Origin of the sequence: Bradyrhizobium sp. AUGA SZCCT0169 (assembly GCF_018130085.1) — a bacterium.
Lineage (GTDB): Bacteria > Pseudomonadota > Alphaproteobacteria > Rhizobiales > Xanthobacteraceae > Bradyrhizobium.
Genome location: NZ_JAFCMC010000003.1, coordinates 63176 through 78697 on the forward strand (window position 1 = coordinate 63176; position 15522 = coordinate 78697).

The 15522-nt window shown below is 61.9% G+C and carries 14 protein-coding genes; 4 read left to right on the forward strand and 10 right to left on the reverse strand.

What is annotated here, in order from left to right:
* Positions 1-72: 72 nt before the first annotated feature.
* Complete coding sequence (locus JQ609_RS03965; protein WP_212272097.1) at positions 73-975, reverse strand: DMT family transporter; 903 nt, start codon at positions 973-975, stop codon at positions 73-75.
* A gap of 92 nt (positions 976-1067) precedes the next feature.
* Between JQ609_RS03965 and JQ609_RS03970 the strand changes: the two genes are divergently transcribed.
* A complete protein-coding gene (locus tag JQ609_RS03970; RefSeq protein WP_249127636.1) occupies positions 1068-2534 on the forward strand; it encodes a PLP-dependent aminotransferase family protein in 1467 nt (488 codons plus the stop codon).
* Between the two features lies 1 nt (position 2535).
* Here JQ609_RS03970 and JQ609_RS03975 read toward each other — a convergent pair whose 3' ends face one another.
* On the reverse strand, positions 2536-3474 hold the full coding sequence (locus tag JQ609_RS03975; RefSeq protein ID WP_212211164.1) for a GlxA family transcriptional regulator: 939 nt from the start codon (positions 3472-3474) through the stop codon (positions 2536-2538).
* A 136-nt stretch (positions 3475-3610) separates the two neighbouring features.
* Here JQ609_RS03975 and JQ609_RS03980 point away from each other — a divergent pair, with 136 nt between their 5' ends.
* Together JQ609_RS03980 and JQ609_RS03985 are read left to right on the forward strand one after the other, a co-directional pair.
* Complete coding sequence (locus JQ609_RS03980; RefSeq protein ID WP_212272099.1) at positions 3611-4429, forward strand: dienelactone hydrolase family protein; 819 nt, start codon at positions 3611-3613, stop codon at positions 4427-4429.
* A gap of 174 nt (positions 4430-4603) precedes the next feature.
* A complete protein-coding gene (locus JQ609_RS03985; RefSeq protein WP_212272100.1) occupies positions 4604-5761 on the forward strand; it encodes an epoxide hydrolase family protein in 1158 nt (385 codons plus the stop codon).
* A 9-nt stretch (positions 5762-5770) separates the two neighbouring features.
* On the opposite strand, the gene JQ609_RS03990 is transcribed toward JQ609_RS03985, so the two are convergent.
* Together JQ609_RS03990 and JQ609_RS03995 are read right to left on the reverse strand one after the other, a co-directional pair.
* Positions 5771-6712 carry a GAF domain-containing protein gene (locus tag JQ609_RS03990; protein ID WP_212211168.1) on the reverse strand — a complete coding sequence of 314 codons (942 nt, stop codon included), beginning with the start codon at positions 6710-6712 and terminating at the stop codon, positions 5771-5773.
* A gap of 122 nt (positions 6713-6834) precedes the next feature.
* Positions 6835-7629, reverse strand: coding sequence for a class II aldolase/adducin family protein (locus tag JQ609_RS03995; RefSeq protein ID WP_212272101.1), 795 nt, complete (start codon positions 7627-7629; stop codon positions 6835-6837).
* A gap of 215 nt (positions 7630-7844) precedes the next feature.
* On the opposite strand from JQ609_RS03995, the gene JQ609_RS04000 reads away from it, so the two are divergent.
* A complete protein-coding gene (locus JQ609_RS04000) occupies positions 7845-8855 on the forward strand; it encodes a glutathione S-transferase N-terminal domain-containing protein (RefSeq protein WP_212272102.1) in 1011 nt (336 codons plus the stop codon).
* Between the two features lie 180 nt (positions 8856-9035).
* Here the strand turns inward: JQ609_RS04000 and JQ609_RS04005 are convergent, their stop codons facing one another.
* The 6 genes from JQ609_RS04005 to JQ609_RS04030 form a co-directional block, all read right to left on the reverse strand.
* Complete coding sequence (locus JQ609_RS04005) at positions 9036-9305, reverse strand: hypothetical protein (protein ID WP_212272103.1); 270 nt, start codon at positions 9303-9305, stop codon at positions 9036-9038.
* A gap of 78 nt (positions 9306-9383) precedes the next feature.
* Complete coding sequence (locus tag JQ609_RS04010; RefSeq protein ID WP_212272104.1) at positions 9384-10013, reverse strand: 2-hydroxychromene-2-carboxylate isomerase; 630 nt, start codon at positions 10011-10013, stop codon at positions 9384-9386.
* 593 nt (positions 10014-10606) lie between these two features.
* Entirely contained in the window at positions 10607-12517 is a 1911-nt protein-coding gene (locus tag JQ609_RS04015) for an NAD(P)/FAD-dependent oxidoreductase (protein ID WP_212272105.1), read from the reverse strand.
* 13 nt (positions 12518-12530) lie between these two features.
* The gene (locus JQ609_RS04020; protein WP_212272106.1) at positions 12531-13304 is read right to left on the reverse strand and encodes an SDR family NAD(P)-dependent oxidoreductase; all 774 of its coding nucleotides are present in this window, start codon (positions 13302-13304) and stop codon (positions 12531-12533) included.
* Entirely contained in the window at positions 13301-13954 is a 654-nt protein-coding gene (locus tag JQ609_RS04025; protein ID WP_212272107.1) for a TetR/AcrR family transcriptional regulator, read from the reverse strand. The genes JQ609_RS04020 and JQ609_RS04025 overlap by 4 nt, the downstream gene beginning before the upstream one ends.
* Positions 13951-15444, reverse strand: coding sequence for an AMP-binding protein (locus JQ609_RS04030; protein WP_212272108.1), 1494 nt, complete (start codon positions 15442-15444; stop codon positions 13951-13953). The genes JQ609_RS04025 and JQ609_RS04030 overlap by 4 nt, the downstream gene beginning before the upstream one ends.
* Positions 15445-15522 lie beyond the last annotated feature (78 nt).

The window sequence follows — 15522 nt, forward strand, 5'->3', positions numbered from 1 at the left end:
GTCCCTCAAGCGCAGGAGAACGACGATGCAACGCATCAGCCTTCGATACTACGACGAGTGGCGCCCAGCTGTTTACGCTGGCAGCGCTTCCCGGCGCGGAATCGTTCCGATGGCGATCCCTCCCAGGATCAGCAGCATAGCGACCACCAGATCGATATGGATTGCCTCGCCGAGAATAAGCGCAGAACTTGCGACCCCGACGACCGGTGTCGCGAGCAGCCCGAGCGATGTGACGACGGCGGGCAAGCTGCGGTTGACCGTCGCCATCGCCCAATAGGCCAATGCCGTTCCGATGATCCCGCTGAAGAGAAACAGCCCAACCAGCTGCGCATTCCATTCCAGATGCGGAACACCGTCCTTTAGAAACGCCAGCACGGAGACCACCAGCGTGGCGAGCAGCGTTTGCCAGAACCCCAGCTGGAAGGGCGTGGAAATCCAGCGGTGCGCGCGCACGTATACGATGCTGACCGCCCAGCACAGGGCAGCCAGCAGGATGCAGCCGCTGCCGGCCAGGGTGTTGGCGTCGGCCCAATTGTAGGCGAGTGGATTGAACATGAGGGCGAGGCCGGCGAGGCCAACGGCCATTCCCAGTGAACGCGATGGCGTCATTCTCTCGCCGAGGAACAGCCAGGCGGCAGGCATCACCCAAAGCGGGGTCGTGTAGCCAAGGACGATTGAACGGCCGACCGGGGCGAATTGCAGCCCGAATGCGACCAGCGCTGAAAATGCCACCATATGAAATATCGAATTGACGAAGATCACAGGCAGATCGCCGCGGCGCGGCACGATCATCTCGCCCCGCGCGAACAGAAGCATCGCGAGGGCCACGGTGGCGATGGCGCAACGAATTGCCGTGATCCACAGCGGCGTGACGCTCTGCACGAGGGTCTTGGTAATCGTCCAGTTCAGGCCCCAGGCGATCACGATCACCGCGAACAGCAGGAATGCGCCGCGGCGCGACAGATGGGTCTGCATGATGATCCCTATTGGCGGATTGGGCCGCACAAACCATAACCTTGACTGGCACGATTGATAGGTCCATTTTCAAGAAAATTATGGAGCCAGTTTTGTCCAGCCTGCTCTCCGGAACGATCGATCTGAAGTTCGTCCCGCAGGATGGCGGGCGCCTGGCGCGTCAGATCTACGATCGCCTGCGCACCGCAATCCTGTCGGGCGCCTTGCCGCGAGGATACCGGCTGCCGTCCAGCCGGGTGCTGGCGGAAGATTTCGGGGTCTCGCGAAACACGGTCTCAACGGTCATCGATCAGCTGGCGGTGGAAGGCTACATCGTCGTCGCACGCGGACGCCGGCCGGTGGTCGCGGCGGTCGAGAAAATGCAGCTGGTCTCCGGTGATCAATCTCCGGATCATGAGCCTTCCGGCTTCATGCGGGTGTCCCGTTGGGCCAGGCAGGTCAGCCGGTCGGACTGGCACTTCACGAACGAAGGCGGGAGTCCGCGGCCATTTGCTCCGGGGCTCGCCGATGCCCGCGAATTTCCACACGAGGTGTGGGCGCGCTGCCTGCGCCGTGCGGCCCGCAGCAGGCATGCGGCGGGAATCAGGGCCAACCATCCGGCTCTTCGCGCGGCGTTGCTCAGTCATCTCGTGGAGCATCGCGGCGTCAAGGCCGACGCGCGAAGGTTGATCATTACATCGTCGGCCCAGGCGGCCATCGAATTGATCTCGCGGGTCATACTCAATGAGGGCGATCTGGCGTGGATCGAAAGCCCGGGATATGGCGGCGCGCGCGTGGCGCTTGAGGCGACCGGTGCACGGGTCAAGGGAGTGACGCTGGATCGGAGCGGATTGCGCCTGGCAGGGCGCAACGATCGTCCGCGGCTGATTTTCTGCACACCCTCGCATCAATACCCGACGGGCAGGCTGATGCCGATCAAGCGGCGGCAGGAACTGCTGGCATTCGCCGCGGAAGCGGGCGCGGCTGTTATCGAGGACGACTATGACAGCGAGTTTCATTTCGACGGTCGGCCGGTGGTTGCGTTGCAGGGTATCGATACGGCCAGCAACGTCTTCTATGTCGGGACCTTCTCGAAACCGATGCTGCCGGATATCCGCGTGGGCTACGCGATCGTGCCCGACGGCCTCGTTGAGACATTCGAGAGGATGCAGCGGCATACCGGCCAGATGGTGATGGGTGCGGTGCAGCTCGCGCTGGCGGAGTTTATCGGCGACGGCGATTTCGCAGCCCATATTCGCCGGATGACCCGCATCTATCGCGGCCGCCGTGACCGGCTGACACATGCGCTGGCTTCAGCGGCCGGAAGCAAGCTCACGGTCACGCCGCCGGCCGGCGGCATGCAACTTCTCGCCCGGCTGGAACCGGGATCGGATGACTGCCGTCTCGTGGCCGATCTGGCCAAGGTTGGCATTACGGCGCGGCCGCTTTCCCGTCACTTCACTGGAAAGGCCGCCGAGCACGGGCTGTTCCTTGGATTCGCCGCCTGGAATGAAACCGAAATCGATGCCGGTGCCGAACTTATCGGCAAGACGATCGCAAGGAATCCCCGCGGGCGATGATTCAGGCCGCTGGCCGGAAATGCCCGGGTGAACGTTTGGTATCGCGCCGGATGAGGCGGCGAAGGGTGGACGGCTCCGCATAGCCTACTTGCCGGGAAATTTGTTCGACCGACAGGCGCGTGGTCTCAAGCAGGGTTCTTGCGGTCTCAAGGCGGATGCGTTGAATGAACTGAATGGGCGAAACGCCGCAGGTCGCCGCGATGCGCCGGGCAAAGGTGCGCGGCGCGAGTGCGACGGCCTCGGCGAGTTCGTCGATGGCAAAATCGCGTGCGATATTTTCCCGCACCCATTTTTCCGCTCTGGCGATTTTCGGGTCCTGGCTCGCCAGATAATTGATCGCCATGAACGGCACTTGGGAGCGCCGTTCATCCAGCAGCAGATAATTGGCGCAGGCGCTGGCCAGCTTCGGTCCGGCAAACTTGCCGACGATGGCAAGCATCAAATCCATCTGCGCCATCGCCGCGCCGCCGGTCGCAATCGGCCAATCGGCGACGACAATCCGGTCGCTCGCCAGTTCGACCATCGGATAGCGCTCGCGGAACAGCGGGCCGAGCCACCATGTCGTGGTCGCCCGCCGGCCGTCCAGCAATCCGGTTTCCGCGAGCAGGAAAGTACTTGCGCACGCCGCGGCGAGCGCTGCGCCGGCTTCGAACGATTGAATCAGCATGTCGCAAGCATGCCGGCAGGCCGGGCTCTTCAGTTTCGCGTCGAGTTCGTCCGCTGACGCAACTCCGAGGCCAAGACCGGGGACAATGACGAGGTCGGCGCCACGCAGCCTTTCTCGCTTCCGGCGCGGGCCCAGGCGCACCGTCGTGACATCGAACGCCAATGTGCGTCTGGCCTTCTTGCTGATCTGGTTGGCCGTCGCCATCACGTCATGGGTGATGGCGGCGCCGGAAGCCAGGCAGCCCTCGATTTCAACGACCGTCACCCTGGTCATGTCCAAAAATTCCCGATTAATGTCATTTTTGACACTAGGCAATCCGGCGCCGAATCGCAATGATCGGCATCAAGGCTGACGCGGCGTCGTCAAATCCGGCGGCGCCGATCGTTGCGCGCGCAGGGAGTGACGCCAAATGCCAAAGCGATCCATGAAGCAGGATGACCCGCTCGAGGATTTCGAGCGCCGCGAGATTGCACTCGACGGTGTCAGCAAGGCTGTACATGTGGCCGGCAGCGGTCCTGCGGTCATCGTGATGACGGAGATGCCGGGCATCAGCCCTTACGTCGCGCGTTTCGCCCGCTGGGTTCGCGACGCCGGGTTCACGGTCTACATGCCTTCACTGTTCGGCCGCGATGGCGCTGTTCCCAACGTGGAAGAGGGCACCGCCGTGTTTCAACGCGCCTGCGTGAGCGCCGAGTTTCGGGCCTTGGCTGCCAACCAGTCAAGCCCGGTGACGAAGTGGCTGCGGTCGCTGGCGAGATTTGCGCATGGGGAGTGCGGCGGTCCCGGCGTCGGCGCCATCGGGATGTGTTTTACCGGAAATTTCGCGCTGACGATGATGCTGGAGCCGTCGATGCTGGCGCCGGTCCTGTCCCAGCCGTCGCTGCCGCTGAACGATCCGGCCGGCATCGAAATCGCGCCGGACGAAGTCAAGGCGGTGCGCGAACGGCTCGATCGCCAAGATCTGACCGTGCTGGCCTATCGCTTCGAGGGCGACAAGTTTTGCATGGCGCAACGCTTTGCGGCCTATCAGGAGGCGCTTGGCGACCGCTTCATCGGCCGGGTGCTTCCCGACAATGCGGCGAACACCGATGTTCCCGAGTTCTTCGAGCGCTACGTCACGACGCCGCACAGTGTCGTGACCGCTCACCTGATCGACGAGGCCGGCCAGCCGACCATCGCAGCCCGCGACGAGATTTTGGGGTTTTTCAAGCAGCGTCTGGCGCCCTGACGCGCCAGCGCCGCACAACGGCCGCAAGGTCAAGGGAGGAGCAATCGACAGCGCTCCGGAACGTCTCGACCGGCCCGTCAATTTGCATCAAGCTGACGCGTCTGCGTAATGTCACGCATATGAAGTCGGCAGGATGTGATTGCAGCTTGCCATCAGGCATTGTGAGAATTCTTCATGAGCGCTGAAATCAAACCCTATCGCATCTCGGTCGGCGACGATGTGCTCGATGATCTGAAGTCACGGTTGCGGAACACGCGCTGGCCGGAGGCCGAACTGGTCGACGACTGGAGCCAGGGCGCGCCGTTGAAATGGATCAAGGACGTCTGCCGGTACTGGGCCGAGGAATACGACTGGCGCGCCCGCGAGGCGCGCCTCAATCGCTTTACGCAGTTTACGACCGAAATCGACGGGCTCGACATTCACTTCTTGCATGTCCGCTCGCCGCATCCGCAGGCGATGCCGCTGATCATCACCCATGGCTGGCCGGGCTCCGTGGTCGAGTTCCACAAGGTGATCGAGCCGCTCACCAACCCGACCGCATACGGCGGCAATGCCGCCGACGCGTTTCACGTCGTTTGCCCGTCATTGCCCGGCTTCGGCTTTTCGGCCAAACCCACCACGGCAGGTTGGGGCGTGGATCGCATTGCCTCCGCATGGGCGGTGCTGATGAACCGTCTTGGCTATGCGCGTTATGGCGCGCAAGGCGGTGACTGGGGCTCGGCGGTGACCACCGCGCTGGGCGCGCAGGATGGCGAACATTGCGCCGGCATTCACATCACGCTGGCGATGTCGGCGCGCCCCAACGTGGACGGACAGCCGACGCCGGAGGAAGCGCGGGCGCTGCAGGGCATCAAATACTATGCCGACTGGGATTCCGGCTATTCCAAGCAGCAATCGACCCGGCCGCAAACCCTGGGCTATGGGCTGACGGATTCGCCGAGCGGCCAGGCGGCGTGGATCCTCGAGAAATTCTGGGCCTGGACCGATTGCGACGGGCATCCCGAGAACATCCTCGGCCGCGACGAACTGCTCGACAATGTCATGCTGTATTGGGTGACGGCGACCGCGGCCTCATCGGCGCGCCTCTATTGGGAGAGTTTTGGGCCGAAGCGCCGGACGCCCCACAAGGTCACGATCCCGAGCGGGGTTGCCGTGTTTCCCAAGGAGATCGTCACACCGGTGCGGCGGTGGATGGAAGGAAGCTATACCGATATCCGGCACTGGCGCGAAATGCCGAAAGGCGGTCACTTCGCTGCCTTCGAGCAGCCTGAGCTGTTTGTGCGCGAGGTGCGGGACTTCTTCGGGACGCTGCGCCAGCCTATGGCGCGTTGATCCGATCGTTCAGAGATACCAGGCGAGGACGGCCTTGAGCTGGGCGTTCTCGATCACCGGCAGCACGACGATCTGATTCATCCCGGCCGCACGCGCCGCCTGCGCCGCAACTGACTCATCGACCTTCAGATGCTCGTTGATCGCCGGCATGCCCGTCGCCCAGGCTCCACCGATACTGCCTTCGCCTTTGCCGATGCTCTTTGACGCGTAGATCGATTCAAGCTCGGTATTCTTGCTGCAATCGCCGGAATGAAAGACCAGTGCCGATCGCGATGGATTGGGCACCCAGATTTCAAAACGCTTTGCGATCGGGGTCGCCTGCGCGGACAGGAACGTCATCACCCAGGTTCTTTCAGGTGACGTCGTGTAGGGAATGCCGACACCGCAATTGATGCCGATTTCGGAGGCTTCTTCCCAGCGCAGGAAGCGCTTGGAATTGTGCAGGTCCTTGATGATCAGCGGCATGCCGGCTTTCCAGGTCCGTCCGGGCAGGCCAAAGCCCCGCGGAAACCTGGTGTGCCGTGAATTGAACTCGAACATGTCGGCCGTGCCGTAATAGCCGTCGACAAGCCCCATTTCGTGGCTGACGTCGGCATCATTGTGCCAGAGCTCGATGGCGCCGACGTGCTTCTCGTCGTCGCCGCAGAACAGCACCATGACAGCCATCAGGAATTCACCGGCGAACACCGGCAGCGCCACGCCACAGGTCAGCCCGGCTTCGATCGCCTCGTCGGTCCGTTTGAAGTAGGAGTTGGCAAATTTGGTAAGAATGACCGGATGACCGGAGGCCCAGGCCTTGCCGGGCAACCCTTCGTCGTAGGCGAACAGCGCGTTTTCGCTGACGGCCTTGAACTCCGAATACTCCTCGCTGCAAAGACTGCCGCCGAATTCCAGTCGCGTGCGGGTCCGGTCCGGTACCCACAGTTCAACCACTCGAATGAACGTCTTCATCGGGACGCACCTATCGCCTCATCGACGACCAGCATCCGCGATTTAGCGACGGTATGTGCGATCAAATTACAGGCAACGCCCGCCCAAAGTTCGTGCGGTGTTCAATGGGCCGGAACGACGTCTCAGTTGCGATAGGATGGATCGGCACGGTCAAGCTTGCGCAACAGCGCTGGCCAGGCGAGATCGCCGTTGCGCGCACCCCGGCCTGGCTTCGGCTGCATACGCTCGTATGTATCTTCGAGGATGTCCTTTGGCGGGTAAACCAGCTTGGTATTGCAGGACAGCGCCATGACCTGAACCTGACAAGCTCGCTCAAGGCGGAACAACACATTGAAGGCTGCCGGAACGGTGCGGCCTACGACGAGCAGGCCGTGATTGCGCAGGATCATGGCTTCATGATCGCCAAGGTCTCGCACCAGCCGCGCGCGCTCGTCGACGTTATCGGCAATGCCCTCAAAATCATGATAGGCGATGTGGAGGAACCGCATTGAAGTTTGCGCCAGCGGGAGCAGCCCGCATTCCATGGCCGAGACGGCCATACCGGCCGGTGTGTGCGTATGCGCCACGCAATCCATGTCGTGCTTGGCCATATGGATGGCGCTGTGAATGACGAAGCCGGCTACGTTGACGTCGTAGTCCGACGCATTAAGAATCGTGTTGCCGTTGACATCGACCTTGATCAGGCTGGAAGCGTCGATTTCTTCGTACAGCATGCCGTATGCGTTGATCAGGAACTGGTCCGTAGTTCCCGGCACCCGGCAGGAGATGTGGTTGGCAACCATCTCGGTCATCCCGTACATCGCCGTCAGGCGATAACAGGCTGCCAGATCCACTCGTGCCTGCCATTCCTCCGCACTGACCTGCTCGCGAACCGATCTCACGACCTTGATGGCAGGCGAACTCACGGGGGGACTCATGGCGTTTCTCCACTGGGCGGAATTTACTGGGTGTCGGGTAGCGCCCGATAATTCAGGCGCACGATAGCTGCAGAACTCGCTGCGCCGCAAGGCAAGCCATGCCGGTTTATTGCAGGTCTGACGGGCGAAATCCGAATGCGCCGGTTGGCGCAAATCCGCCTCGATGGCAGTATCGCCTGTCCGGCGTTCAGGCTTGGGACGATCGAGGGAGTACCATGACTGAAGGCCGCTATCGGCTGATCGGATCGACGGCGTCGCCTTACGCCATCAAGCTGCGCGCGCTGATGCGTTATCGCCGGATTCCCTTTGACTGGGTCATCATGACCAAGGCGCTGCGCAGGGCGACCGAACATCTGCGGCCGAACCTGATCCCGGTGCTGCAATATCCTGACGGCACGTTTCGTGGCGAAACCACGACATTGGCCTACGATCTGGAGCGCCGTCATCAGGTACGGTCCGTCATCCCCGACGACAAGGCGGTCGCATTCGTGTGCGACCTGCTGGAAGATCTCGCCGACGAATGGGCGGTCAAGCCGTTGTTTCTGTATCGATGGTGGGATCCGGAGGATCAGGCGTATGTCTCGCGCTGGGCCGGCGAAGAGTGGTCGGTGTCGGAGGCTGTAACCGGCAGCCCTGAGGAGATCGAGCAATTCCGCCAGCGGCAGATTTCACGGATGGCTATTCTCGGTGCGACCGCGGAGAACAAGCCGCTGCTCGAGGAAAGTTACTTGCGAATGCTTGCGGCGTTCGAGCCGCATGTCGGCATGACGAACTATCTGTTCGGCAGCCGGCCGTCGCTTGCCGATTTCGCCTGGTTCGGCCAGCTCAGCGAAATGGCGACCGATCCGACGCCGATGCGGATCATGCGCGAGAAGGCGCCCTTTACCGATCATTGGGTGCGGCGGCTGGACGACGCTTCGGGCGTCGAGGGTGATTGGTATCCGCGCGAACAGGCACTCAGCGGTATGGCCGAGGCGCTGCTGCGGATCGCCGGCGAACTCTATCTGCCATTCCTCGTCGCCAACGCGAAGGCTTTTGAAAATGGTCTCGATCGGCTGGAGATCAACGTCTGGGGCCTGCCTTATACGCTGGCGCCATTCAAATATCAGGTGAAGTGTTTGCAACAGCTGCGCGACAAATTCGCAGCGCTCAGCGCGAGGGACCGGGCCGTGCTAAGGCCCGTGCTGGAGCGTACCGGGTGCTGGTCTCATTTGATGGCTTCTTGAGAGCCTGATTACCGCGAAAGTCGTCATGCCCGGGCTTGACCCGGGCATCCACGTCTTTTCAGGTTGACAGCAAGGAAGACGTGGATGGCCGGGACATAGGCGAGCGGAAGCGACGCCGTCCTTTGGACGGCTATGCCCGGCCATGACGAAAAGCGAGTTGATCTCAGCCTCCTGAGAAGCTCAATCCTTCGGGAAATCCTTGCGCATCGCAACTTCGGCGGCGTCACCAGGTGACAGCACATTGCCGTCGAATGCCGGCTGGCGTTCGGTGACGATGTCGTAGAGCGAAATCTGCTTGATCGGCTTAGCCATCAATTGCCGGATGCAGTCAGCCAATGTTCCGTAAACGAGATACCGCGTCTTGCTGGTGACCCGCTCGTTTTTCAGCGATGGCCACTTCTTCAGGTCGGCAGGCGCGTCATAGGCGATCGGTTGGCTTTCTCTGAACATGCCCCGGTCCCGGCGTTTCCAGCACCGGGCAGGCTAGCCAAAGATGGTAAACAGATTGAAAACAGCAGCCGGGCAGGCTCACTTGCGGTGCCGGCTGCCCAGTGCGGCTGCGATCGAGTCAGGGTTCTTGATGCGCTCGATCAACAGGTCGATGCGGTCGCCGCCCCAGAACAGTTCGCCGTTGAACACCATGGTCGGTACGCCGAACACGCCGAGTTCCTCCGCCTCGTCGATGATGCGGTCGTGTTCGGCCCGAGCCGGACCGTGGACGTAGGCTTTGAATTCCTCGGCCGAACCGCCAACCGATGCAATCACGCCGGCAATATCCGACAGTTCGTCTATTTCGAGATCATGGCTCCAGAAGCGCCGGAACACCGTGTCGTGGTAGGAACGAAACAGGCCATGACGCTGCGCGAACAGCATGCCGGCGCTGGCATAGAAGGCATCATAGATGCGCCGCGGGCCCTTCATGATGAGGCCCTGCGCATTGGCATAGCGCCGCGCATCCATGTAGGCGTAACGCACCTTGCGCCAGAAATGCGGCGTACGCTCTTCCACGGTGCCCATGAACTCGGCGACGCGTAGCGTATAGGGCAGCCATTCCAGCTCGACGTCGTGTTCGTCCTCGAGCTCGAACAGCCGCTTGTTGGCAACGAAGGCGTAGGGGCTCTTGTAGTCGGTGTAGATGCGCACGCGCAGTTTCGCCATCGCCGTTCCCTTCCGATCGGGTAATTGTTTCCGATCCGAACGACGGAAGCAATCTGAGGAGGCCTCACCGATTGCGGGAAAGTTGCGATCGACCCAAACGAATGGGCCCCGGTGCATCTAAGGCATCGCGGGGCCCTACATCTTCGTTATAGGCGAAGGATTTCTGGTACACACCAGTACATTTTCAGTATCGAGAAGCGCGTGGCCTTTGCGCTCCGATCCTGCCGATAGGTTTGGATTTTTAGAGCGGCGCAACAGGGTTAGCAGCTGCTGTTCACCCAATTGCGTCGAGACCTTGCCGTCGAGCAAGGTCACTGGCTTGAGCCGGTGGCGTCATGCTCCTCTCCAAGAGTGGGCCGACGGACTTATGTCCGCATCCGCTGCTTGCAGTTCGATCACATGATCGGTCGCCAATTCCTGCGAAGCGGGGAGCCGAACGCTCCGTTCACCCCGACAGGTGCAGCATGACAAATGCTGCGGCAGATATTGTCAGGTGTCAAGTTTATGCTGAGAAAAATCGCACTTGGGTTCCCGTGCATACGCCCGCCGAATGGAAGATGGTTCCGCTCTCGATCGCCATTAAAGCGATGAACTCACGCCTTGGTCTGGTGATACTGGTTGAAGTCGGGATCATGAGTCATCGCCCAGTAATCGACGAACCGCCACGGCATCGCCGAGAACACCCGGCCCTGACTGTTGCGATAGTAAGTCGTCATGCCCGGATGAGACCAGATCAACTGCTCATGCTCGGCATCGACCTTCTGAACGTATTGATCGTGCGCGTCGCGGCGAACATCGATCGCGGCGATGTCGCGTTCGATCATCTCGACCAGACAGGCACTGATGTAGCGGCTCTGGCACTCCGACTGAAAGATCACGCTGCCGCCATGCGCGGGTCCGGAGTTCGGGCCGAGCATGACAAAGAAGTTCGGAAAGTCAGGCACGGTGAGCCCGAGATAGGCTGTCGGGTTATCGTGGGCCCAGGCCCGCCTGAGGTCCTTGCCGTCACGGCCGGTGATGTTGAGGCGCGCTGCCATCTCGGTGACCTTGAAGCCGGTCGAGATCACGATGATGTCAGCCGGCCGCGATTTGCCGTCCGACGCGACAATGCCGTCACTTGTGAAATGGTCGATGCTGTCGGTGACCAGTTCGACATTCGGTTTTGTCAGCGTCTTGAACCAGTTGTTGTCGAGCAGGATGCGCTTGCCGTAGGGCGGATAAGTCGGCACGCATTTTTCAATCAGGTCGGGACGGTCCTTCAGTTCGGACAGGATAAAATCCGTCAACTCCTCGCGGTGGCGGTCGTTGCCCTTGTTTACGGCGCGCTCGGGATGCGGCCAGTTCGGATCCTTGCGCAGGAACGGCAGCAGGCCGTCGCCGTAGCGCCAGAACATGTTGAAGCGGTACCACTGCACATAGAACGGCAGATGGGCGAGCAGCCATTGCGCACCGTCGCTGATCGGGTCGGAATAGCCTGCGACCGGCCGCGCCCATTGCGCGGTCCGTTGATAGACGGTCAGCGATGCCACCCGGTCGGCGATCGACGGCACCAGTTGCATCGCGGTGGCGCCGGTCCCGATGACAGCGACATGCTTGCCGTCGAGCTTGATTTCGTCCGACCATAGCGCTGAATGCAGCGTCTGCCCTTTGAAATCTTCCTCGCCCTTGAAATGCGCGGGCGATGGGTCGTTGAGCTGGCCGATCGCGCTGACAAGGGTCGTCGATTCAAAGATCTCCTCTCCGTCAGCCGTCTTCAGCGTCGAAATCCAGCGCCGCTTGTTCTCATCCCAGCGCGCAGACGTCAGTTCGGTGTTGAGGCGGAGGTGCTTTCGAATGTTGTATTCGAGCGCGACCTTCTTGAGATAGTCGAGCAATTCCTGACGCTGGGCGAAGTAGCGCGTCCATGGATTACGGGCGCCGAACGAGAAGGAGTAAGAGTGGTTCGGCGTATCGACGCCGCAACCGGGGTAACGATTGACATACCAGGTACCGCCGAGTTCCGCGTTCTTCTCGACGATGGTGTAGGGAATGCCGAGGCGGCCGAGCGCGACGCCAAGTGCGATCGCGCAGACGCCGGCGCCGACAATCAGCACATGCTGCTGCGCCAGTTTGTCCTCGGCCGGAGGTTTGGTCCAGCTGATGTCGCGGGGGATAAAGCCCATTTCCTCGCGCATCAGCGGCGCATATTCCGGCGTGACGTTTTCGCCGAGCGTCGCGCGCATCATCTTCAGCATCAATTCGTCGCCGGGGTCTGATATCACGGGCCTGGGCTCGCCATTGGCGAACAGCTTCACGACCTCAGCGCGGATTTCGTCCTGCACTTCGCGGGGCAAGCCGGCCTCGGGATCCGGGATCAGGCGAACGTCGCGCCGCGGCTTGTACGGCGGCTCCAGCCAGCGTTCATCGCCGGTCATGTGGACCAGCACCATCAGCAGCACGCGGATATCGCCTTCGGCGATGGCCGATGCGAGATCGAGTTTCTGGCGGGGCATTTCGATGTTCATGCTGGTATCCTTGTTACGCGTCCGGGGCTTCGCGCAGGCCGCCATAGGCGGCCCAACTGGTGCCGGCGATATATCCGGCGTCGACCGGCAGGTTGATGCCGGTGACACCGCTGCTCATCGGTGACAGCAGCCACGCAATCGCCTGCGCGACCTCGATCGGCTCGACCAGCCGGTTCATCGCAGTCGGGCTTTCGAGCAGGCGCTTGTTCAGCGCGCCGGAGGCAATGCCGGCTTCGAGCGCCGCGGTGCGGGTGAAGCCGGGAGAGACGGCATTGACGCGCACGCCGGTACGGCCCCATTCGGCGGCAAGCGTCTGTGAGATCTGAATGACGCCGGCCTTGGCGGCGGTGTAGGCGTGGATCGGACCTGACGTCATGCCCGCGACCGATGCGACATTGACGATGGCGCCATGCCGGCGCTCGGCCATTTTGACGCCGACGCTGCGGGCGACCAAGAATGTCCCGCGCAGGTCGATATTGACCTCACGGTCCCATTGATCCATCCGCACCCGCTCGACCGGATGCATCTTGCCGAACACGCCGGCGGCATTGACGAGGCCGGTAATCGGGCCGTGCGCGGCCTCGATATCGGCGATGCCGCTCACGACTGCGCTCTCGCTGGCGACATCGAACGGGGCAGGCCACAGGATCGTCCTGATGCCGGCCAGTGGCTCCGGCGCAATGTCAGCGATCACAACACGCTGGCCCTGTTCGGCCAAAAGCATGGCGGTGGCAGCGCCAATGCCGCGGCTTCCGCCGGTGACGAGAACGATACCCTCAGCGTTCATGGTTCGTTGCCTTTGCCGGCTGAATTGAAAAGCCCGCGCGTCATCAGCTTCTGGTAGGCGGAGATGACATGGTCGGGCACGGCCGTGACCGCACCGTCCGAGTACGAATAGCGCCGGCTCAGATAGCCGCGCGCGCCCATCAATATTTGAACGATCGCCTCGAACTCCTCGTCGCTATAGCTATCAACCGTGCCGGCAAGCCGCGCACGCTTCAGGATGCGGACATAGGCCGTCGAGATATTATCAAAATGCTTCTGGTAGCCGATCGGCGCAAAGAACTCGGCCTCGTTGAGGATGCGCAGGAATTCCGGCACCTCGCGGATGAAGTCGAAGAAGGCGCTGAAGCGTTCGACTTCCTGCTGCGCGGTCTGTGCCGTGCCGGTGCGCGCACGGATGAAGCGCACCATGTCGATGCCGATTTTCGGCAGCAATTGATCCAGCAGTTCCTGGCGGTTCTCGAAATGATTGTAGAACGTGCCCTGCGCGACGCCGGCTTCCTCGGTGATGCGGGCGACCGAGGCTTCGGCATAGCCGTATTTGCCGACGATCTTGGTCGCGGCATCGAAAATCTTGCGCTTGGTCCAGGCGTTGCGCTCGACGCGGTTGAGTTTTGTGACCTTGCCGGAATTGGCTGGCGTTGCCTGCGTCATGAAGCCTCCAGTTCGGCGCGCAGCACGCGCTTGAGCACCTTGCCGGACGGGTTACGCGGCAGGCTGTCGCGGATGATCAATTGCTTCGGCACCTTGAAGCCGGCGAGCCGCGCGCGGCAATGATCGGTGAGGGCAGGCAGTTCCAGCGCCGCGCCTTCTCCCAGCACCACGATGGCGACGGGCTTCTCGCCCCAGCGCGCGTCCGGCATGCCGATGACGGCGCATTCGCGCACCTGCGGCAATTCATAGATCACGCGTTCGACTTCGGAAGAGGCGATATTCTCGCCGCCGGAGATGATCATGTCCTTCTTGCGATCGGTGAGGTAGAGGAAGCCGTCCTCGTCGAGGTAGCCGACGTCGCCGGTGCGGAACCAGTCGCCGAAGAAAGCGGCTGCGGTTTTCTCGGGATCGTTCCAGTAGCCTTGCGTGACCTTCGGTCCGCGCAGGCATATCTCGCCATTCGCGCCGGATGGAAGGCGATGGCCGGCATCGTCGCGGATTTCGATCTCGACATGCGCAATGGCGCGACCGGTCGATCCGATCTTTTCGATCTCACGGCCGGGCTCCATGAAAGTGTCGCCGCCGCAGGTTTCCGTCAGGCCATAGGCGTCGATATAGCGGGCGTTCACAAAATATTCGGAGAAGCTGCGGATGCGCGCTTCCGGTGTCTTCTCGCCGCCGCCGATCGCCCATCGCAGGCTCGAGACGTCAAAGCTGTCGCGGGTCGGGCAGGTGAGGATCGCCGTGGTCATGACGGGCGCGAACCATGCCGCGTTCAGTTTCTCGGCTTCGATCGCCGCCAGCGCCTGCTCGGGTTCGAAGTTGCGGTGAATGGAAAGCATGCCGCCGTGCCACAGCACCGCAATCCCCGGTAGATCGAGCGCGCCGACATGGTAGAGCGGGCCGACCACCAGCAACCGCGTCTCGGCGTTCAGTCCGAGCACCAGCGTCTGGTCCGCCGACTTCCAATAGATGTTCTCATAGGTGAGCATCACGCCCTTGGGCCGGTCGGTGGTGCCTGACGTGTACATCAGCCGCATCAGGTCGCGTGGTTGTCTTGGATGCGCCGGGGCGGGGGCGATGTCAGGCGCGAGCCGCGAGATGCCGGATTGCGCGGCCTCATCGAGCAGCAGCACGGGAACGTTTCCTGCTGCGATGCCGGCCAGCTCTTCGTCCGCGATCAGAATGCGTGCGCCGGAATTGCCGACGATGTAGCCGACCTCGTCGGCCGACAGCCGATAGTTGATCGGAAGGAACACCGCGCCGATGTGGCTGGTCGCAAACACCAGTTCGAGAAACGCGGCGCTGTTCTTCATCAGCACCGCGACGACATCGCCGGCGCCAATGCCGCGCGCCGCGAGCCAGCCGCCCACATGGCCAATGCGGCGGTGGAAGTCGGCGTAGGAGATCTCCTCGCCGCGGTATTTCAGCGCACAGCGGCCTGGCGTCCGCCTGGCGTGAAACGCGATGAAGCTCGAAAGGTTGATCATTTCTCGGCTCAAAAGGCCCGATTCCGGCCCGATCTCCCGTTAGATGAATTATGACTCGTAATTCATATTTGGCTTGAC

Excerpts from the sequence above, each read along its gene's own strand:
- JQ609_RS03985 (WP_212272100.1), top strand. The coding sequence starts at position 4,604 with ATGAGCGCTGAAATCAAACCCTATCGCATCTCGGTCGGCGACGATGTG.
- JQ609_RS04005 (WP_212272103.1), bottom strand. The coding sequence starts at position 9,305 with ATGTTCAGAGAAAGCCAACCGATCGCCTATGACGCGCCTGCCGACCTG.
- JQ609_RS03980 (WP_212272099.1), top strand. The coding sequence starts at position 3,611 with ATGCCAAAGCGATCCATGAAGCAGGATGACCCGCTCGAGGATTTCGAG.
- JQ609_RS03965 (WP_212272097.1), bottom strand. The coding sequence starts at position 975 with ATGCAGACCCATCTGTCGCGCCGCGGCGCATTCCTGCTGTTCGCGGTG.
- JQ609_RS03990 (WP_212211168.1), bottom strand. The coding sequence starts at position 6,712 with ATGAAGACGTTCATTCGAGTGGTTGAACTGTGGGTACCGGACCGGACC.
- JQ609_RS03995 (WP_212272101.1), bottom strand. The coding sequence starts at position 7,629 with ATGAGTCCCCCCGTGAGTTCGCCTGCCATCAAGGTCGTGAGATCGGTT.
- JQ609_RS04015 (WP_212272105.1), bottom strand. The coding sequence starts at position 12,517 with ATGAACATCGAAATGCCCCGCCAGAAACTCGATCTCGCATCGGCCATC.
- JQ609_RS04020 (WP_212272106.1), bottom strand. The coding sequence starts at position 13,304 with ATGAACGCTGAGGGTATCGTTCTCGTCACCGGCGGAAGCCGCGGCATT.
- JQ609_RS04030 (WP_212272108.1), bottom strand. The coding sequence starts at position 15,444 with ATGATCAACCTTTCGAGCTTCATCGCGTTTCACGCCAGGCGGACGCCA.
- JQ609_RS03975 (WP_212211164.1), bottom strand. The coding sequence starts at position 3,474 with ATGACCAGGGTGACGGTCGTTGAAATCGAGGGCTGCCTGGCTTCCGGC.
- JQ609_RS04025 (WP_212272107.1), bottom strand. The coding sequence starts at position 13,954 with ATGACGCAGGCAACGCCAGCCAATTCCGGCAAGGTCACAAAACTCAAC.
- JQ609_RS04010 (WP_212272104.1), bottom strand. The coding sequence starts at position 10,013 with ATGGCGAAACTGCGCGTGCGCATCTACACCGACTACAAGAGCCCCTAC.
- JQ609_RS04000 (WP_212272102.1), top strand. The coding sequence starts at position 7,845 with ATGACTGAAGGCCGCTATCGGCTGATCGGATCGACGGCGTCGCCTTAC.